Origin of the sequence: Devosia crocina, from assembly GCF_900116545.1 — a bacterium.
In the GTDB taxonomy this organism is placed as follows: Bacteria; Pseudomonadota; Alphaproteobacteria; order Rhizobiales; family Devosiaceae; genus Devosia; species Devosia crocina.
Map to the genome: position 1 here is coordinate 464810 of NZ_FPCK01000001.1, position 18817 is coordinate 483626.

Consider the following 18817-nt stretch of genomic DNA (forward strand, 5'->3'; position numbering starts at 1 on the left):
TTGCCGGCATTATGCGAATCCCTCCAGTCCCCCCGGTCAGTCCCCAGCCTTTTCCACAAGGTCATAAATTGATCGGACATCGAGAAGGAAAGCGTGCAGGAGCGGAGACGAATCTGACAGGCTGAAAAGATGCCGGTTTTCAGCCCTGTTGGCTGGCGAAAGCGAGAGTCAAGCGCGAATGACGGAACCGTCACAAACCATATACGTTGCAGTAAGGATTGCTGTCTCATACTATATATAGCGTTCAGGGCTTGTTTCGATTCTGTTGACGGAACAAGCCCGGTATCGGTGGTGGCCCATGGGGACAGGCGGCGATCGATGCGCGTTTATCGTGACTTTTGAAGCGTTGAACCCTCTGATTTTAGACCTATCCCTGTGAGGACAAGATGACTGTCACCGTTTATTCCAAGCCAGCCTGCGTTCAGTGCACCGCGACCACGCGCGCGCTCGATCGAAAGGGCATCGATTACACGGTGGTCGACATCTCCGAAGACGCGGCGGCCTATGCGCGCGTCGAGGAAATGGGATATCGCCAGGTACCAGTGGTAGTGGCTGGCGATCAGCACTGGGCCGGCTTTCGTCCCGACATGATCGGTGGTTTGGCCTGATTTTGAGGACTGGGCGCGCGGGACATCCGCCTGCGCCCCGCATGAACCGATGCCGGATGCCATGGGCACTCTCGTCTATTATTCCAGCACTTCGGAAAATACCCATCGTTTCGTCCAGAAACTGGGTCTTGCAAGCGTAAGGCTGCCGGTCGATGCCGGCAGCGAGCCACCCCAGGTCGATGAGCCCTTCGTGCTTGTGGTTCCGACCTATGGTGGCAATGGCGGCAAGGGGACAGTGCCCAAACCCGTCATTCTTTTTTTGAACAACCCTGCCAATCGCCGCCTCATCCGAGGGGTGATCGCGGCTGGAAACACGAATTTTGGTGCGGCCTATGGTGCAGCGGGCGAGATCGTCAGCGCCAAATGTGCCGTGCCCCTCCTTTATCGGTTCGAAATGCTCGGCACCGATGAGGATGTGGCAAACGTCAAGCAAGGACTCGAACGGTTTTGGACACGCTCACACTAGACCGCACCGAAGAACGCCCCGCCGCAAAGGGGCAGGGCCAGGATCAGGCGATGGATTTCCACGCCCTCAATGCCATGCTCAATCTTTACGACGAGAGCGGCAAGATCCAGTTCGACAAGGACAAGCAGGCAGCGCACCAATACTTCCTGCAGCACGTCAACCAGAACACCGTTTTCTTCCACAATCTGCGGGAGAAGCTGACTTATCTCGTGGAAGAGGGATATTACGAGCAGAACGTGCTCGATCAGTATTCATTCAATTTCGTGCGCGATCTTTACGACCACGCGTATGACAAGAAATTCCGCTTCCCGACTTTCCTTGGCGCGTTCAAATATTATACGTCCTATACGCTCAAGACCTTTGACGGTAAGCGCTATCTCGAGCGCTATGAAGATCGCGTCTGCATGGTGGCGCTGACCCTGGCGCAGGGCAATGAGCAGCTCGCGCGCGATCTCGTCGACGAGATCATGGCCGGCCGTTTCCAGCCCGCGACCCCGACCTTCCTCAATGCCGGCAAGCAGCAGCGCGGCGAGCTCGTCTCGTGCTTTCTCCTGCGCATCGAAGACAACATGGAATCGATTGGCCGCTCGATCAATTCGGCGCTGCAGCTTTCTAAGCGCGGTGGCGGGGTGGCGCTGAGCCTCACCAATCTTCGCGAGATGGGCGCGCCCATCAAGCATATCGAGAACCAGTCCTCGGGCGTGCTTCCGGTCATGAAGCTTCTCGAAGACAGCTTCTCCTATGCCAATCAGCTCGGTGCGCGCCAGGGCGCGGGTGCGGTGTACCTCAATGCCCACCATCCCGACATCATGCGCTTTCTCGATACGAAGCGCGAAAATGCCGATGAAAAGGTGCGCATCAAGACGCTCTCGCTCGGCGTCGTCATTCCCGACATCACCTTCGAACTCGCCAAGAACAATGAGGACATGTACCTGTTCTCGCCCTATGACGTGCAGAAGGTCTATGGCGTGCCGATGACCGAAATCTCGGTCACCGAAAAATATCGCGAAATGGTCGCCGATGGCCGGATCAAGAAGAAGAAGATCAAGGCGCGCGAATTCTTCCAGGTGATCGCCGAGATCCAGTTCGAGAGCGGCTATCCCTACATTATGTTCGAAGACACGGTGAACAAGGCCAACCCGATCGCCGGCCGCATCACCATGAGCAATCTCTGCTCGGAAATCCTGCAGGTCAGCGAAGCGAGCGAATTCTCGGAAGACCTGTCCTATACCAAGATGGGCAAGGATATTTCGTGCAATCTGGGTTCACTCAACATCGCCAATGCGATGGATTCCTCTGACTTCGGCAAAACCATCGAAACCTCGATCCGCGCGCTGACCGCGGTTTCGGACATGAGCAATATCTCGTCCGTGCCCTCGATCGCCAAGGGCAATGACGACAGCCACGCCATCGGGCTCGGCGCCATGAACCTTCATGGCTATCTGGCGCGCGAACGCATCTTCTATGGCTCGGAAGAAGGCGTCGATTTCACCAATATGTATTTCTACACGGTGACCTATCACGCCATCCGCGCCTCGAACCTGATCGCCACCGAGCGCGAAGAGACCTTCAAGGGGTTTGAGAACTCGAAATACGCCAAGGGCACCTATTTCGATAAGTACACCGAGAAGGAATGGAAGCCTGCGACCGAAAAGGTGGCGAAGCTCTTCGAAGATGCCGGCATTCACATCCCGACCCAGGAAGACTGGCTGAATCTGAAGGCCAAGGTCATGATGACCGGCATGTATAACCAGAACCTGCAGGCCGTGCCGCCGACCGGCTCGATCTCCTACATCAATCACTCGACCTCCTCGATCCACCCGATCGTCTCCAAGATCGAGATCCGCAAGGAAGGCAAGATCGGCCGCGTCTATTATCCGGCTGCCTTCATGACCAATGACAACCTGGATTATTACCAGGACGCCTATGAGATCGGCCCGGAAAAGATCATCGACACCTATGCGGCGGCCACCCAGCACGTCGACCAGGGGCTGTCGCTGACCCTCTTTTTCCGAGATACCGCGACGACCCGCGATATCAACAAGGCGCAGATCTACGCCTGGAAGAAGGGCATCAAGACCATCTACTACATCCGCCTGCGTCAGATGGCGCTGGAAGGCACGGAGGTGCAGGGCTGTGTCTCCTGCGCACTCTGACAAGAAGGCTGCCAAAATGAACATGCAATTCCGGCCGGTCAATCGCGTGCGCGCCATCAACTGGAACCGCGTCCAGGACGACAAGGACCTTGAGGTCTGGAACCGCCTGACCAGTAATTTCTGGCTGCCTGAAAAGGTGCCGCTCAGCAACGACATCCCTTCCTGGGCGACGTTGAACGCGGAGGAGCAGAAGCTTACGATCCGTGTCTTCACGGGCCTGACCCTGCTCGACACCATCCAGAATGGCGTCGGCTCGATCCGGCTGATGGCCGATGTGCAGACCCCGCATGAAGAAGCGGTTCTGTCCAACATCTCCTTCATGGAAGCGGTTCATGCCCGCTCCTATTCATCGATCTTTTCGACCCTCTGCCTGACGCCCGATGTCGACGACGCCTATCGCTGGAGTGAGGAAAACCCCTTCCTCCAGCAAAAGGCGACGTTGATCATGCAGCAGTATGACAGCGGCGACAGCCTCAAGAAAAAGGTCGCTTCGGTTTTCCTCGAAAGCTTCCTGTTCTATTCGGGCTTTTACCTGCCGATGTATTGGTCAAGCCGGGCAAAGCTCACCAATACCGCCGATCTGATCCGTCTCATCATCAAGGACGAGTCGGTGCATGGCTACTATATCGGCTACAAGTTCCAGCGCGAAATCGAGCGCCTGAGCGAGGCCAAGCGCCAGGAAATCAAGGACTTTGCCTTTGATCTCCTGCTTGAGCTCTATGACAACGAGGCGCGCTACACGGAAGACCTCTATGACGGGGTTGGTCTTGCCGAAGACGTCAAGATGTTCCTCCACTACAACGCCAATAAGGCGCTGATGAACCTCGGCTACGAAGCCCTGTTCCCGCCTGAAGCATGCAAGGTCAATGCCGCGATCCTGTCAGCCCTCTCGCCAAACGCCGACGAGAACCACGACTTCTTCTCGGGCTCAGGCTCGAGCTATGTCATCGGCAAGGCCATTGCGACTGAAGACGAAGACTGGGATTTTTGAGACCCATAAGTTGGGTTGAAGAGGGCGCCGCATGGCGCCCTTTTTGTTTCCGGTGAGATGTTCCGAGTGCGCGGTAGCCGACCACGCTTACTGCGCAGTGGCCCGCCAGAAGCCCTCGTAGTGAGGTGCGAAGCGATAGCGAAGCCTCGAACCAGATGGGCATGGCAGGATATTAAGCCCACTATTCACATAAAGACATCTTTATATCCTTATTGACTTATCTATCCTCCTCCGTCATCCTCTTTTCGTTCAAGGTCCCCGCGAGGGGATAACAGGGAATCCGGTGCGGCTTGGGCCAAGTCCGGAGCTGCCCCCGCAACTGTCGGCGGAGACGGGTGTTCACAGGTCCACTGGTGCGCGGCGCTGGGAAGGGCGAGCATTCGGTTCGATCCGCGAGCCAGGAGACCTACCTTGGACGGTATTTCCACTTGGCTCTGATCGGGCGGATCAGGGAGAGGACCAGACTTATGACGACCCTTCGTTCCATTTTCCGAATGCGAAGCTGACGCCGGCCCAAGGCCGACTCCCAGACGTCCTGCTTCATTTCAGCCTGCGCAAAGCTGCGCCGGGCCCGCTCCCGCACAAGGAAAAATCATGACCCGTTCAGCCAATCTCGGCTTTCCCCGCATCGGTCTGCATCGCGAACTCAAGAAGGCTCAGGAGAGCTATTGGAAGGGAGACATCGACGCGACCGCGCTCCATGCCGTCGCCGAGGATCTGCGCGCACGCCACTGGATGCTGCAGCGCGATGCCGGCATCGAGGTGATCCCTTCGAATGATTTTGCCTTTTACGACCACGTGCTCGACACCTCGGTCCTGGTCGGCGCCATTCCGCCGCGCTTTAGCGGGATTGCCGACGCGGACGAGCTGTATTTCGCCATGGCACGCGGGACCACCACGGCGCCTGCAATGGAGATGACGAAGTGGTTCGACACCAACTACCACTTCATCGTGCCCGAGCTGCATAAGGATCAGACCTTTGCGCTTGATGCAGCCAAGCCCCTCGCCCATTACAATGAGGCCAAGGCGCTCGGCATCGAGACGCGCCCGGTCATTGTCGGTCCGGTGACCTTTCTCAGCCTTGCCAAGGCCAAGGATCCCGGGCTCGATCCACTCGATCTGATCGACGAACTGATCCCGGTTTATGCCGATCTACTCGCTCAACTTGCCGCGGCGGGCGCGGAGTGGGTGCAGGTGGATGAGCCGGTTCTGGTGCTCGATCTCTCGCCCAAGCAGAAGGCCGCCTTCAGCCGCGCCTATGAGCTTCTCGGCGCAGCAGGCCCTAAACTGATGCTGACCACCTATTTTGGCGCCTTGCTCGACAATGCAGAGCTCGCTGCGGGTCTGCCCGTTGCCGGGCTTCACATCGACCTCGTGCGGGCGCCAGAGCAGCTTGACGCCGTTCTTGCGGCGCTGCCGGAAGACAAGGTGTTGTCTGCGGGCGTCGTCGACGGGCGCAATATCTGGCGCACGAACCTTGATGCGGCATTCGGTCTGGTGGCGCGGGCCTGGGACAGGGGTGGTCCGGACCGGCTCCAGATCGCGCCGTCCTGCTCGTTGCTCCATACGCCGGTCGATCTCGATGGCGAAACCAATCTCGATGCCGAGCTCAAATCCTGGCTGGCTTTTGCCAAGCAGAAGCTTGATGAAGTGACAACTCTCACCCTGGCGCAAAAGCAGGGCAGGGGGGCGGCAAAAGCCGCCTTCGAAGCCTCGGCAGCGGCAGTTGCGTCGTATAAGGCGAGCCCCCGCATCCACAAGGCTGCGGTTAAGGCGCGCTCGGCCGAGCGGATCGCCTTTGGCCGATCCTCGCCCTTCTCCTCGCGCCGCGACAAGCAGCGGCAAAAATTCAACCTGCCGGCCTATCCCACGACGACGATCGGCTCCTTTCCGCAGACGCGCGACGTGCGCGAAGCGCGCGCGGCGTTCAAGAAGGGAATGCTCGATCAGGCCGGATATGACGCTTTCCTCGAGGCAGAGACCGAAAAGACCATTCGCATCCAGGAACAGCTCGATATCGACGTGCTGGTGCATGGCGAATTCGAGCGCAATGACATGGTGGAGTATTTCGGCGAGCAGCTCGATGGTTTTGCCTTCACCAAAAATGGCTGGGTGCAGTCCTATGGATCGCGCTGCGTCAAGCCGCCGGTGATCTTTGGCGACGTGTCGCGCCCTGCGCCCATGACCGTGCGCTGGTCCGCCTTCGCCGCCTCGCTGACCGATCGTCCGATGAAGGGCATGCTCACCGGCCCCGTGACCATTCTCCAGTGGAGCTTTGTGCGCGTCGACCAGCCTCGGTCCGAGACCTGCCGCCAGATCGGCCTTGCCATTCGCGACGAGGTGCTCGATCTCGAAACGGCCGGCATCGGCATCATCCAGATCGACGAGCCGGCGCTGCGCGAAGGGCTGCCGCTGCGCCAGCGGGACTGGAACGCTTATCTGCGCTGGGCCGTCGACTGCTTCCGCCTCACCGCTTCGGGCGTTGCCGAGGAGACGCAGATCCATACCCATATGTGCTATGCCGAGTTCAACGACATCATGCCCGCCATTGCCGAAATGGATGCGGATGTGATTTCGGTCGAGACCTCGCGCTCGGACATGGAACTGCTCGAAGCCTTCCGCAACTTCAAATATCCCAACGAAATCGGGCCGGGCGTATGGGATATCCACTCGCCCCGCGTGCCGGGGGAAGGGCACATGATTGCGCTGATGAAGAAGGCCGCAGAAGGGATCCCGGCCGACCAGCTCTGGGTCAATCCCGATTGCGGGCTCAAGACGCGCGGCTGGCCGGAAGTGACGGCCTCGCTCGAGAACCTCGTCAAAACGGCAAAGGCATTGCGAGCTTAGGACGGGCCGGTCAATCGTGACGCTCACCCCTTCCTTCTCCTCGGAGGGGAGAAGTTGGTTCGCAAAACCGGATGAGGGGTTTGGTCTCAAGGTTCAAGCTCCAGAGCTGAACCCCTCACCCAGCCCTCTCCCCTCAGGGGAGAGGGGCAGGTTGGTGGGTCAGGCCTCCCCTCGACCCGGCAAGGGGGAATGCCTGATCTGGGGGCTATGGAAAAACCGCAAACTGGGCCAAGGTGCGCATAAGGCGGCGCCCTCCTGCGTCGCAGGAGGAGGAAGTCGCGTGAAGTCGCATACCGTTCGCACCTATAAATCCGCCGAGCACCTGCCGCGCGAGGATCAGCTCGCCTGGAAGATCGCCGAGGTGGCCGCCGACGACGTGCCGCTCGATACCGATGTGGTCGAAATGATCGGCAATCGCATCATCGATAATGCCGCGGTTGCCGCAGCTTCGGTGGCGCGGCGTCCGGTGGTCAGCGCACGGGGTCAGGCCGAGGCGCATCCCTTTGCTCCCGGCGCGACGGTGTTCGGCCTTCCGGCCGATCGGCGCGTGTCGCCCGAATGGGCCGCCTGGGCCAATGGCGTTGCCGTGCGCGAACTCGACTTTCACGACACCTTTCTTGCAGCCGATTATTCCCATCCCGGCGACAATATCCCGGCCATACTTGCGGTTGCCCAGCATACCGGGCTCTCGGGCGCAGCACTGACCCGCGGGATTGCCGTTGGCTATGAAATCCAGGTCGATCTCGTCAAAGGCATCTGCCTTCATGAACACAAGATCGACCATATCGCTCATCTCGGGCCCTCGGCCGCTGCCGGCATCGGCGCGGCCCTCGGCCTTCCCACCGAGACCATTTTCCAGGCCGTGCAGCAGGCGCTTCATGTAACGACCACCACGCGCCAGTCGCGAAAAGGCGAGATTTCGAGCTGGAAGGCATATGCGCCCGCTTTTGCCGGCAAGATGGCGATCGAGGCCGTCGACCGCGTTATGCGCGGAGAGGGGGCGCCGTCTCCCGCCTGGGAAGGCGAAGACGGGTTCATCGCCTATCTCCTGTCCGGACCCAAGGCCGAATACACGGTTCCGCTGCCCGAAAAGGGCGAAGCCAAGCGCGCGATTATGGACACTTATACCAAAGAACATTCGGCTGAATATCAGAGCCAGGCCCTGATCGATCTCGCGCGTCGCATGGGGCCGAAGATCGGTGATCTGAGCAAGATCAAGTCGATCGTCATTCACACGAGCCACCACACCCATTACGTGATCGGCACCGGCGCCAACGATCCGCAGAAGATGGATCCCAAGGCGAGCCGGGAGACGCTTGATCACTCGATCATGTATATCTTTGCCGTGGCGCTCGAGGACGGTGGTTGGAACCACGAGAAATCCTACGCGCCCGAGCGGGCCAACCGTCCCGAAACCGTGGCCCTCTGGCGCAAGATATCGACGACCGAAGACCCCGAATGGACGCGCCGCTACCATTCGCACGATGCCAACGAAAAGGCGTTTGGCGGCAAGGTGGTCGTGACCCTCGATGATGGCTCGACCGTCACCGACGAACTGGCGATCGCCGATGCGCACCCGTTTGGCGCGCGCCCTTTTGCGCGGCCTGATTATGTCAAGAAATTCCGCACGCTTGCCGAGGGTGTCGTCTCGGCGGCCGAGCAGGACCGGTTCCTTGCCACCGTCGAACGCCTTGTCGAATTGCGGCCGGAGGAACTCTATGGCCTCAATTTCGTGGCCGAAGCCGGACGCCTTGGCGATGCGCCACGGACCGGGATTTTCGACTGGAAGCGCTGAAAGGCGCTTCCCCTGCCGGCCTCTGGGGGAGGGCCGGTTTATCGGGAGGATTTTCAATGAACGAAACACTGCCCAAGCCGAAAAAATCGGTGGCTCTCTCGGGCGTCGTTGCCGGCAATACTGCGCTCTGCACCGTCGGGCGCAGCGGCAATGACCTCCATTATCGCGGCTACGATATCCTTGATCTCGCGCGTCAGTGCGAGTTCGAAGAAGTGGCCCATCTTCTGGTGCATGGCACGCTGCCGACCCGCAGCGAGTTGCGAGCCTATCGGAGTAAGCTCAAGGCGCTGCGGAGCCTGCCGGATATGGTTAAGCGCACGCTGGAACTGCTTCCCGCCTCGACGCACCCGATGGATGTGCTCCGTACCGGCGTTTCGGCGCTCGGCTGTGCCTTACCCGAGGCTCATGACCACAATCCCGCCGGTGCCCGCGACATTGCCGATCGCCTGATCGCAAGCCAGGGCTCGATGCTGCTCTACTGGTATCATTTCGCCCAGCATGGCCGGCGCATCACGCTCGAGACCGACGACGAATGCATTGGCGGACATTTCCTCCGCCTCCTCCATGGCACGGCGCCAAGCGCCAGCCACGTCAAGGCGATGCATGTTTCGCTGATCCTTTATGCCGAGCACGAGTTCAACGCCTCGACCTTCACCGCGCGCACTATTGCCGGGACCGGATCGGATATTTTCTCGTGCATTGCCGGGGCCATCGGCGCCCTGCGCGGCCCAAAGCATGGTGGGGCCAACGAGGTCGCCTTCGACATCCAGAAGCGCTACCGCGATCCCGACGAGGCGGAAGCCGATATCCGCCGCCGCGTTGAGGCGCGCGAAGTCATCATTGGCTTCGGCCACCCTGTGTACACGGTGTCGGATCCGCGCAACGAGGTCATCAAATCCGTGGCCGAAACGCTGTCGAGGGAAGCCGGCTCGACGAGGATGTACGACATCGCCGAGCGGATCGAAGCCACGATGGCCGACACCAAGAAGATGTTTCCCAATCTCGATTGGTTCAGCGCGGTGTCCTATCACATAATGGGTGTGCCCACCGCCATGTTCACGCCGCTCTTCGTGATCGCCCGCACCTCCGGCTGGTCGGCCCATGTCATTGAGCAGCGCCAGGACAACAAGATCATCCGGCCATCGGCGAAATACACGGGGCCGGAGGACCTCGAGTTCGTGCCGATCGATGAGCGCTGACTTCCTTCTCCCCTGAGGGGAGAAGGTGGCCCGAAGGGCCGGATGAGGGGTTCAGCGGTTGATTGAACCGAAGCTCTGAACCCCTCACCCTAACCCTCTCCCCTCAGGGGCGAGGGGACGATAGAAACGATGCATTTGCCCTGAAGGGACCACGCCATGCCCTATCTTCTTTCCTCCGACATGCCCACAGGGTCTGCCGGCCTGCGCTTTCGAAACCTGATCGAACGCGGCGGGATTTTGCGGCTGCCGGGTGCGCATAACGGCATGGCGGCGTTGCAGGCAAAGGCTGCTGGGTTCGAGGCGCTTTATCTTTCGGGCGCGGCGATGACAGCGTCGATGGGCCTGCCGGATCTCGGGATCATCACGGTCGATGAAGTCTCCTTTTTCATCAAGCAGGTCGCGCGTGCCTCGGGACTGCCGGTGCTGGTCGATGGCGATACCGGCTACGGAGAGGCGCTCAATGTCATGCATATGGTGCGCGCCTTCGAGGATGCCGGAGCCGGCGCGGTGCACCTCGAAGACCAGCTCTTGCCCAAGAAGTGCGGCCATCTAAACGACAAGAAGCTCGCCTCGGCCCATGACATGGCAGCCAAGGTCGCCGCCGCCGCCAAGGCCCGCCGTCACCTCTACGTCGTCGCCCGCACCGATGCGGCCGCCAGCGAGGGCATGGATGGCGCTGTCGCTCGCGCCAAAATGTATATGGAGGCCGGGGCCGATGCGATTTTCCCCGAGGCGCTGAACACGGCCGAGATGTTCCGCGAATTTGCCCAACGCATGCCCGGCGTGCCGCTCCTCGCCAATATGACCGAGTTCGGCAGGACCCCGTTCTTCACCGCTGCCGAGTTCGAGGAGATGGGCTACCGCATGGTTATCTGGCCGGTATCGTCCCTCCGCGTCGCCAACAAGGCGCAGGAAAAGCTCTATGCGACCCTTGCTGCGGACGGTTCGACCAAGGCCATGGTCCCCGAAATGCAAACCCGCGCCGAGCTTTACGCCACCATTGGTCTTGCCGACTACGAAGCGCTCGACGCCTCAATCGTCGCGACCATCGTGCCAGAGCCGGTGTGAGGACTCCTTAAGCTCCAACCCTTATTCGCCGTCATTGCCCGGCTCGTCCGGGCAATCCATCTCGCCTCCGCATGGACCATCGAGACAAGCCCGGTGGTGACGGCGTGGGGAGATGAGCGATGCCCGGTCCCCATGGGCCCCCAAAAAACTGGAAATCCGGTCCTATCTTTGCTAAGGCACCGCGCATGAGCGAAGAATTCGAACGACCCGTCCTCACCCCGCCCGGCGGCGAAAAGAAAGTGCTGCTCCATTCCTGCTGCGCCCCTTGTTCGGGCGAAGTGATGGAAGCCATGCTCGCGTCCGGCGTCGAGTACACGATCTTCTTCTACAATCCCAATATTCATCCAAAGCGCGAATATCTCCTGCGCAAGGACGAGAACGTGCGCTTCGCCGAAAAGCACGGCGTGCCCTTTGTCGACGCGGACTATGATCGCGACAATTGGTTCGCCCGCGCCAAAGGCATGGAGCACGAGCCCGAACGCGGCATCCGCTGCACCATGTGCTTCGACATGCGTTTCGAGCGCACCGCGCTCTATGCCCATGAGAACGGCTTTCCGGTGATGACGAGCTCGCTCGGCATTTCGCGCTGGAAGAACATGAAGCAGATCAACGATTGCGGCGTGCGCGCCGCAGCGCCCTATGAGGGGCTCAGCTACTGGGACTACAACTGGCGCAAGGGCGGCGGCTCGGCGCGCATGATCGAGATTTCCAAGCGCGAAGAATTCTACCAGCAGGAATATTGCGGCTGCGTCTATTCCCTGCGCGACACCAACGAGCACCGCGTTTCGACCGGCCGCGAGCGCATCGTGCTCGGCCAAAACTATTATGGCAAGGACACCGTCTCGGAATAAGGCTTCTCGCGCCGGGACTTCAGCTGTCCTTCATGGCCGAAGGGCTCGGTGCCCCCGCCACCGCCTCGCTTGAAGCAAAAGGGTGAGGCGCCATCTCCGAGAGGTGAGGGGAGGACTACTCCCCATGAAACCGGCATTTGCCGTGGTCGGCAAGGATGTCGATGACCTTGCACGTCTCGACCCGGCCATGCGAACAACCCTCTACCATGCGCTCGAGCTCATGCTGCAGCGCTGTGAGGCTCGCAATCTTTTGCTTCACATCCACAAGGTGCTTGCTGGCGATCGCGTCAGCGTCTTCGCATGACTGGTCCGGCCGATCGTGCAGGGTCAAAAGCGTGCGGATTTCGTCGATCTCGAAGCCGAGTTCGCGCGAGTGGCGGATAAAAGTCAGGCGCTCAAGATCCCTATGGTCATAGCTGCGGCGATTGCCTTCCGTGCGGGACGGAGCGGGAAGCAACCCGATCTGTTCGTAATAACGGATGGTCGGAACCTTCACCCCGCTCGCCTGTGAGACGCTGCCGATCGTGATCGCCTGCTGCATTTTGCGCTTGCTCCTCTAGTCGCTAGAGGATGTACGCCGGATCCTCAGAATTGCAAGGAGCCGACGAGATGACCGCCACCGAGACCAGTGCACGTTTTCATGTCGAGGGAATGGACTGCGCCGGTTGCGCAGCCAAGATCGATAAGGCGGTGCGGCGTCTTGAAGGCGTCGAGGATGTCTCCGTTTCTGTCGTCGCCGGCACCATGACCGTCCAGCACAGCGGCACCGACCTTGCGGCTCTGGCGCGCAAAGTGACCGAGCTCGGCTACAGTCTCTCGCCGCTCGAAGGGCCGTTGAGAGTGCCCGGGGCAGCGCCGATCGACCCACGCACAGGACCACGGCAAGCCGATGCGTTGTCTGACCTCCATGGGCACGATCATGCCCACGATGACAAGCCATGGTGGAAGGCCGCCAAGGCTCAGCTGTCGATTCTCTGCGGGCTCGCAGTAGCGGCTGCCTTTGGGCTCGAGCGGTTTCTGCCGGCTTGGCATGATCAATTGTTCGTTCTCGCGATGCTGGTTGGTCTTGTTCCGATCCTGCGTCGTGCCTGGCAGGGGTCGATGAATGGCAGTCCGTTTTCTATCGAGACATTGATGACGGTTGCCGCCCTTGGGGCGGTGTTCATCGATGCAACGGAAGAGGCCGCCATCGTCGTGCTGCTGTTTCTTGTTGGCGAACTGCTTGAAGGAATTGCCACCGGGCGAGCCCGTGCCAGTATCAAGGCCCTGGCCGATGTCGTACCGCGCCGGGCCTTTCGCGATAGCAATGGCGTCCTGGCGGAGGTGGCTGCGGAAGCGCTTGTCATTGGCGATGTCATCCTGGTGCGTCCGGGTGATCGCATGCCTGCCGATGGCGTCGTGCTTTCAGGTGAGGGGGCCGTCTATGAGGCGCCGGTGACCGGGGAATCCGTTCCGCGCCACAAGAGTCAGGATGACACCGTCTTCGCCGGTACCGTCAATCAGGACAGCGTCCTGCGCATCCGGGTTACAGCGGCGGCTGCGGACAACACTATTACCCGCATCGTTTCCCTGGTCGAGCAAGCCCAGGAGTCCAAGGCTCCGACCGAGCGGTTCATTGATCGCTTCTCGAAATACTACACCCCCGGGATCATGCTTGTGGCCGCAATGGTGGCGGTCGCGCCTCCGCTGGTGCTCGGCAGCCCTTGGGAAGAGTGGGTCTACAAGGGGCTGGCGATCCTTCTGATCGGATGTCCCTGTGCCCTTGTCATCTCGACCCCCGCGGCTATTGCCGCAGCGCTTTCTGCCGGCGCCCGGCAGGGGCTGCTGATGAAGGGTGGGGTCGTGCTCGAGCAGCTGGGCCGGATTGACATGGTGGCTCTCGATAAGACCGGTACGCTCACCGAAGGGCGTCCACGGGTAACCGATGTGGTTGCCCTCGACCGCTCCGAGAACGACGTGTTGCGCCTCGCAGCGTCGCTTGAAGTCGGGTCGAGCCATCCGCTGGCAGTGGCCATCCTAAGAAAAGCAGAGGCTGACGGCATCGTACCAGCCGCGGTAAGCGATGCTGGCGCCCTGGGTGGCAAGGGCGTGATCGGTACGCTCGACGGGGTTGAGCTTTTCCTGGGCTCGCCCAAGGCTGCCGCCGAACGCGTTCAGCTTTCCCCAGACGTATTGCGCCGGATCGACCAATTCAATGACGCGGGGAAAACCGTGTCGGTACTGCTGGCCGGAACTGACCTCGCTGGTCTTGTCGCCATGCGCGACGAACCCAGGGACGATGCACGGAAGGGTCTTGCCGCCCTCAGGGCGCTCGGCGCCGATGCCATCATGCTGACTGGCGATAATGTCCGAACCGCTCGCGCCATTGGGTCGGACCTTGGCATCGAAGTGAGCGCCGAACTCCTGCCCGAGGACAAGCAGCGGATCGTCACTGGCCTCAAGGCGGACGGCATAATTGTCGCCAAGGTGGGCGACGGCATCAATGACGCACCGGCGCTTGCTGCCGCCGACATCGGGATTGCCATGGGCGGCGGCACCGATGTGGCGCTTGAAACGGCGGATGCGGCGGTGCTCCATGGCCGCGTCATGGATGTTGCCAACCTGATCCGCATCTCGCGAGCCGCGATGTCGAACATCTGGCAGAACATCACCATCGCCCTGGGGCTCAAGGTGGTGTTCCTGATCACAACCATTCTTGGGGTCACGGGCCTCTGGCCCGCGATCCTGGCCGATACCGGCGCGACGCTTCTGGTGACAGCCAACGCGCTGCGATTGCTGGCTTGGCGCGGGCAGAAAGGATAGCGTATCCCCACCTGCCTCCCCCTTCAGGAGGGGGAGGGATCTGCCGGTGGCTCTCAGATTTTTCGACAAGAGCCAATGCGTTCCTCCCCTTTTAGAGGGGGACGTTAGGTGGGGAACTATCTCACCCTGCCTTGAACCGCACACTGCCTTCGCCCGCCGGCGTTTCGACGATGGCGACGCCATTGGGTCCGAGCGTAAGGGTCTTGCCCTCGAGCGTGGCGTTGTTGCTGACCGGCTCGAGCATGTCGGGCAATTTCGAGACCGCAACCACCCGCTCCTCCGGCGAAAGATTGAACACGCAGATGATGTCCTTGTTGCCGGCCGAGCGGCGGAAGGCGAGGACAGGTTCATCGGTCTTGAAGAACTCGATCGATCCCGTCAGCAGGGCCGGTTGCGCCTTGCGCCAGGCGATGAACTTGCGAAAGAAGTTCAGCGTCGAGTTCTGATCGGCGTTTTGCGCATCGACGGCAAGATCGAGATGAGCGTGCTTGATCGGCAGCCAGGGCGAGCCGGATGTGTACCCCCCATGTGGCGCGTGCGCCTGCCACGGCATGGGAGTGCGGCAGCCGTCGCGGCCCTTGTCCTCGGGCCAGAAACGGATGCCGCGCGGATCGGTCAGTTCTTCATAGAGAATATCGGCCTCGGGCAGGCCCAGTTCTTCGCCCTGGTAGAGCCCCACCGATCCCTTGACCGACAGGACAAGTGCGGCCGCCTGTTTGGACAGGTCGGCGCGTGAGACGCTGTGGCTTGCCCAGCGGGTCATGGGACGGATGACGTCGTGGTTGGAAAAGCTCCAGCATGGCCAGCCGGTCTCGTCCTCGGCAAAAAATCGCGCAATTTTGGAGCGGAAATGCTCGGCGCTGAATTTGGGGCCCAGGAAATCGAACGAGTAGCACATGTGCAGCAATTCGGTGCCGGACGTATATTGCTTCATCAGCTCGAGCCCGCGCTCCTCGTCGCCCACTTCCCCCACGGTAGTCGCGCCTGGATAGGCATCGAGCAGCTTGCGCACGCGCTTGAGCCAGGCAACGTTCTCGGGCTGGCTCTTGGAGAACTGGTGGCTCTGCATGTCGTAGGGGTTCACCGCCGGCTTGCCCTTGAGCGATTTCAGCGGCGGATTGGAGCGCAGTTGCGCGTCGTGGAAGTAGTAATTGACGGTGTCGAGGCGGAAGCCATCAAGGCCTCGATCAAGCCAGAAGCGCATGACCTCGAGCACTGCATCCTGCACCGCCGGATTGTGGAAGTTGAGGTCAGGCTGGGCAGTCAGGAAATTGTGGAGGTAATACTGCTTGCGGGCCGTGTGCCATTCCCAGGCCGAGCCGCCGAAGACCGACAGCCAGTTGTTGGGAGGCGAGCCATCGGGCTTGGCATCGGCCCAGACATACCAGTCCGCCTTGGCGTTCTCGCGCGAAAAGGCCGATTCCTGAAACCAGGGATGCTGGTCCGAGGTGTGGCTCACCACCTGGTCCATGATCACTTTGAGGCCCAAGGCATGGGCCTTTTGCATCAAGACGTCGAAATCCTGCAGCGAACCGAAGAGCGGATCGACCTGCATATAGTCGGAAACGTCGTAGCCCATGTCTGCCTGAGGCGACTGGTTGATGGGCGAAAGCCAGATGCAGTCGACGCCGAGGCTGGCAATATGGTCGAGCCGGTCGATGATCCCCGGCAGATCGCCGATGCCATCACCATTGCTGTCCTGAAAAGACCGCGGATAGACCTGATAGATCACTCCGCCGCGCCACCATTCGGTCATCGTCATGCTCCTTGCAGCCAATCATGGCCAAATCAGCTTGGAAGCTAGCCGGTTCCCATGACGGTGTTAATTGGGCAGGAGCAGAACATGGTTCAGACAAGCCATGCGATTTTGACTGGGCCGGAGCAGGGGGCGGCAGCGCCAAGGGCTTGTGGATTGGCCGGTGCCGGCGGTCGACTTGTCGCTATTCGATGCTCTTAATGCGTTGATGAGTTCGCGCCAGACCCTATCCAGCCCTGCTTCGGCCCGCCAGGACGTCAAGAAAAGCCGCTTCCTTGCCTTTGCCGAGGCAATCGAGAGCGAAGAGGCGGCTAAGGCTTTTCTGGTCCGGCACCAGGATCTGACGGCCAGCCACAATTGCTGGGCATGGCGGCTGGGGCAGAGCTATCGGTTCAACGACGATGGCGAGCCGAGCGGCACGGCGGGCAAGCCAATCCTGCAGGCCATCGACGGGCAGGGCCTCGATTGCGTCGTCGTGCTCGTGACGCGCTGGTTCGGCGGCGTGCTTCTGGGCAGCGGCGGATTGATGCGCGCCTATGGCGGCACCGCTGCTCTTTGCCTGCGCGGCGCGGAAAAGCAGCCGCTTCTGGATCTGGTTTCAGCGACAGTCGCGTGCGTTTTCAGCGATCTCGCATTGCTTCAGGCCCGGCTTTCAGCCCTGCCAGATGTCGTCATGCAAAACCCTGACTTCGACGGGACCGGGGCGCGATGGTCTCTGTCTTTGCCGCGCGAGAGTGCGCCCGAAATGGAGCGCCTTGTCCGCGACCTGACGCGTGGGCGCGCGCAGGTGTGGTTCGATAGCTAGTGTCGAAGTTGCATCTGTCCGCGCGTCGTTTGGGTAAACGAGGGGAGACAGATATGGCTCATATCGTGCGCGCCGCTGATCGTCCGGTATCTGCGAGTCGGACCATCCGGTTCGAAGGAGATGATTTCGGAGCGCCGATCTCGTTCTTTTCAGTCGACAATGCGCCGGGGCAGGGGCCCGTCCTTCATGTGCACCCCTATCCCGAAACCTGGATCGTCAAACGCGGACATGCTGAAGCCGTTGTGGGCGGCGAGGTCTTCGACCTTGGGGAGGGCGACATCGCCATCGCGCCGGCCCATGTGCCGCATAGATTCACCAATCTGGGGTCGGGCCGGCTCGAAATCATCTGCATCCATGCCTCGGGCAGGATCGTGCAGGAGGATCTGGAGTAGCCCCTCCCCCTCACGCCAAGGGGGCGAGGGGATGACATCCAGTTTGAGTTGAGGTTTGTTCGCAACTACCGGCCCGGTCCCCTCGCCCCTTCGGGGAGAGGGTTAGGGTGAGGGGCCGGCAATCCCGATCAATCAAACCACTGCCGAAATCAGCGGCTCGCCGGCAAAATGCCGGTCGAGATTGGCAACGAGCAGGGCACCCATGGCGTCTCGGGTCTGGTGGGTGGCGCTGCCCTGATGGGGGGAGAGCACGACATTGTCGAGGCCGAGCAGCGCCTCAGGCACCTCGGGCTCGTTTTTAAAGACGTCGAGCGCTGCGCCGCCGAGACCGCCATTCGTGAGCAGTTCCACCATGGCCGGTTCATCGACGAGCGTACCGCGCGCGACATTGACGAGCATGCCCTTGGGGCCCAGCGCTTCGAGCACTTCGCGCGAAACGATGCCTTCGGTTTCCTTGCCGCCGGGGGCGATCAGGACGAGCCAGTCGCTGTCGCGCGCCATGTCTTCGAGATTGCTATAGAAAATATGCGGCACGCCTGCCTGCTGGTTGCGGCCATGATAGACGACGCGCATCTTCATCGCCTGTGCGCGGGTGGCAATCTCCTTGCCGATGCGACCGAGACCCAGAATCCCCAAGGTCTTTCCCGTCAATTCCGAGAAAAGCCCGAAATTGCCTCCAGGCCATTTGCCCTGCCGCACGAACTGGTCAGATTGGGGAATGCGCCGGGCAAGGGAGATCATGAGCCCGATGGTCAACTCGGCCACGGCATCGTTGAGAACATCGGGCGTGTTGGTGACGCGAATGTCGCGCGCCTTGGCAGCGGCGGTGTCGATCGTGTCGTAGCCCACCCCGAAGCTGGCAATGATTTCAAGATTGGGCAGTGTGTCCATCAGTCCGGCCTGCACGCCCGCTCCGGCATGAGCGCGGATGCGGGCGCCATTCTCGGCGAGCCAAGCGTCCTTGTCCGCGATCTCGTGCAGCTTGTGCACGGTATAGCGCTTGGCAAGCTCCTCTTCGCAGGAGGCGAGCAGTTTCTGGGTCTGCAGGATTTCGATGGTCATGGATTGTCCTCTCTCCGGC

15 protein-coding genes and 1 riboswitch are annotated in these 18817 nt (G+C 60.8%); of the genes, 12 read left to right on the forward strand and 3 right to left on the reverse strand.

All coding sequences use genetic code 11. From position 1 onward, the window contains the following. Nucleotides 1-386 precede the first annotated feature (386 nt). The 9 genes from nrdH to BM364_RS02220 all read left to right on the forward strand — a co-directional run bounded on the left by nrdH (nt 387) and on the right by BM364_RS02220 (nt 11981). Nucleotides 387-608: a glutaredoxin-like protein NrdH gene (nrdH, locus tag BM364_RS02180; RefSeq protein ID WP_092420316.1), complete on the forward strand. Its 222-nt coding sequence runs from the start codon at nt 387-389 to the stop codon at nt 606-608. Nucleotides 609-669: 61 nt separating this feature from the next. Continuing rightward, nucleotides 670-1074 (forward strand): class Ib ribonucleoside-diphosphate reductase assembly flavoprotein NrdI, encoded by a 405-nt coding sequence (gene nrdI, locus BM364_RS02185; RefSeq protein ID WP_092423769.1) that lies wholly within the window; start codon nt 670-672, stop codon nt 1072-1074. Continuing rightward, nucleotides 1056-3230: a class 1b ribonucleoside-diphosphate reductase subunit alpha gene (nrdE, locus tag BM364_RS02190; RefSeq protein ID WP_425284864.1), complete on the forward strand. Its 2175-nt coding sequence runs from the start codon at nt 1056-1058 to the stop codon at nt 3228-3230. The genes nrdI and nrdE overlap by 19 nt, the downstream gene beginning before the upstream one ends. Nucleotides 3231-3246: 16 nt before the next feature. Next, the gene (nrdF, locus tag BM364_RS02195; RefSeq protein ID WP_092420320.1) at nt 3247-4221 is read left to right on the forward strand and encodes a class 1b ribonucleoside-diphosphate reductase subunit beta; all 975 of its coding nucleotides are present in this window, start codon (nt 3247-3249) and stop codon (nt 4219-4221) included. A gap of 235 nt (nt 4222-4456) precedes the next feature. Further along, a riboswitch (cobalamin riboswitch) is annotated at nt 4457-4649 on the forward strand. Between the two features lie 166 nt (nt 4650-4815). Continuing rightward, nucleotides 4816-7068 carry a 5-methyltetrahydropteroyltriglutamate--homocysteine S-methyltransferase gene (gene metE, locus BM364_RS02200; RefSeq protein ID WP_092420323.1) on the forward strand — a complete coding sequence of 751 codons (2253 nt, stop codon included), beginning with the start codon at nt 4816-4818 and terminating at the stop codon, nt 7066-7068. 280 nt (nt 7069-7348) lie between these two features. Continuing rightward, nucleotides 7349-8863: an MmgE/PrpD family protein gene (locus BM364_RS02205; RefSeq protein ID WP_092420326.1), complete on the forward strand. Its 1515-nt coding sequence runs from the start codon at nt 7349-7351 to the stop codon at nt 8861-8863. Nucleotides 8864-8919: 56 nt separating this feature from the next. After that, entirely contained in the window at nt 8920-10062 is a 1143-nt protein-coding gene (gene prpC / locus BM364_RS02210; RefSeq protein WP_092420329.1) for a bifunctional 2-methylcitrate synthase/citrate synthase, read from the forward strand. A gap of 156 nt (nt 10063-10218) precedes the next feature. Next, entirely contained in the window at nt 10219-11130 is a 912-nt protein-coding gene (gene prpB / locus BM364_RS02215; RefSeq protein ID WP_092420332.1) for a methylisocitrate lyase, read from the forward strand. A gap of 185 nt (nt 11131-11315) precedes the next feature. Continuing rightward, a complete protein-coding gene (locus tag BM364_RS02220; protein WP_092420335.1) occupies nt 11316-11981 on the forward strand; it encodes an epoxyqueuosine reductase QueH in 666 nt (221 codons plus the stop codon). Nucleotides 11982-12096: 115 nt separating this feature from the next. Here the strand turns inward: BM364_RS02220 and BM364_RS02225 are convergent, their stop codons facing one another. Continuing rightward, on the reverse strand, nt 12097-12522 hold the full coding sequence (locus tag BM364_RS02225; protein ID WP_092420338.1) for a MerR family transcriptional regulator: 426 nt from the start codon (nt 12520-12522) through the stop codon (nt 12097-12099). A 68-nt stretch (nt 12523-12590) separates the two neighbouring features. On the opposite strand from BM364_RS02225, the gene BM364_RS02230 reads away from it, so the two are divergent. After that, on the forward strand, nt 12591-14783 hold the full coding sequence (locus BM364_RS02230) for a heavy metal translocating P-type ATPase (RefSeq protein WP_092423771.1): 2193 nt from the start codon (nt 12591-12593) through the stop codon (nt 14781-14783). A gap of 121 nt (nt 14784-14904) precedes the next feature. Here the strand turns inward: BM364_RS02230 and BM364_RS02235 are convergent, their stop codons facing one another. Further along, the gene (locus tag BM364_RS02235) at nt 14905-16539 is read right to left on the reverse strand and encodes an alpha-glucosidase family protein (RefSeq protein WP_092423773.1); all 1635 of its coding nucleotides are present in this window, start codon (nt 16537-16539) and stop codon (nt 14905-14907) included. 208 nt (nt 16540-16747) lie between these two features. On the opposite strand from BM364_RS02235, the gene BM364_RS02240 reads away from it, so the two are divergent. Beyond that, a complete protein-coding gene (locus tag BM364_RS02240; protein ID WP_092420341.1) occupies nt 16748-17344 on the forward strand; it encodes an IMPACT family protein in 597 nt (198 codons plus the stop codon). Between the two features lie 53 nt (nt 17345-17397). Further along, nucleotides 17398-17736 carry a cupin domain-containing protein gene (locus BM364_RS02245; RefSeq protein WP_092420344.1) on the forward strand — a complete coding sequence of 113 codons (339 nt, stop codon included), beginning with the start codon at nt 17398-17400 and terminating at the stop codon, nt 17734-17736. Between the two features lie 132 nt (nt 17737-17868). Here the strand turns inward: BM364_RS02245 and BM364_RS02250 are convergent, their stop codons facing one another. Then, the gene (locus BM364_RS02250; RefSeq protein WP_092420347.1) at nt 17869-18798 is read right to left on the reverse strand and encodes a 2-hydroxyacid dehydrogenase; all 930 of its coding nucleotides are present in this window, start codon (nt 18796-18798) and stop codon (nt 17869-17871) included. Between the last annotated feature and the right edge of the window lie 19 nt (nt 18799-18817).

Bases quoted from the DNA above. Each gene is read 5' to 3' on its own strand.
- nrdH (WP_092420316.1), top strand. From the start codon at position 387: ATGACTGTCACCGTTTATTCCAAGCCAGCCTGCGTTCAGTGCACCGCG.
- nrdI (WP_092423769.1), top strand. From the start codon at position 670: ATGGGCACTCTCGTCTATTATTCCAGCACTTCGGAAAATACCCATCGT.
- nrdF (WP_092420320.1), top strand. From the start codon at position 3,247: ATGAACATGCAATTCCGGCCGGTCAATCGCGTGCGCGCCATCAACTGG.
- metE (WP_092420323.1), top strand. From the start codon at position 4,816: ATGACCCGTTCAGCCAATCTCGGCTTTCCCCGCATCGGTCTGCATCGC.
- prpC (WP_092420329.1), top strand. From the start codon at position 8,920: ATGAACGAAACACTGCCCAAGCCGAAAAAATCGGTGGCTCTCTCGGGC.
- prpB (WP_092420332.1), top strand. From the start codon at position 10,219: ATGCCCTATCTTCTTTCCTCCGACATGCCCACAGGGTCTGCCGGCCTG.
- BM364_RS02220 (WP_092420335.1), top strand. From the start codon at position 11,316: ATGAGCGAAGAATTCGAACGACCCGTCCTCACCCCGCCCGGCGGCGAA.
- BM364_RS02225 (WP_092420338.1), bottom strand. From the start codon at position 12,522: ATGCAGCAGGCGATCACGATCGGCAGCGTCTCACAGGCGAGCGGGGTG.
- BM364_RS02230 (WP_092423771.1), top strand. From the start codon at position 12,591: ATGACCGCCACCGAGACCAGTGCACGTTTTCATGTCGAGGGAATGGAC.
- BM364_RS02235 (WP_092423773.1), bottom strand. From the start codon at position 16,539: ATGACCGAATGGTGGCGCGGCGGAGTGATCTATCAGGTCTATCCGCGG.
- BM364_RS02240 (WP_092420341.1), top strand. From the start codon at position 16,748: ATGAGTTCGCGCCAGACCCTATCCAGCCCTGCTTCGGCCCGCCAGGAC.
- BM364_RS02245 (WP_092420344.1), top strand. From the start codon at position 17,398: ATGGCTCATATCGTGCGCGCCGCTGATCGTCCGGTATCTGCGAGTCGG.
- BM364_RS02250 (WP_092420347.1), bottom strand. From the start codon at position 18,798: ATGACCATCGAAATCCTGCAGACCCAGAAACTGCTCGCCTCCTGCGAA.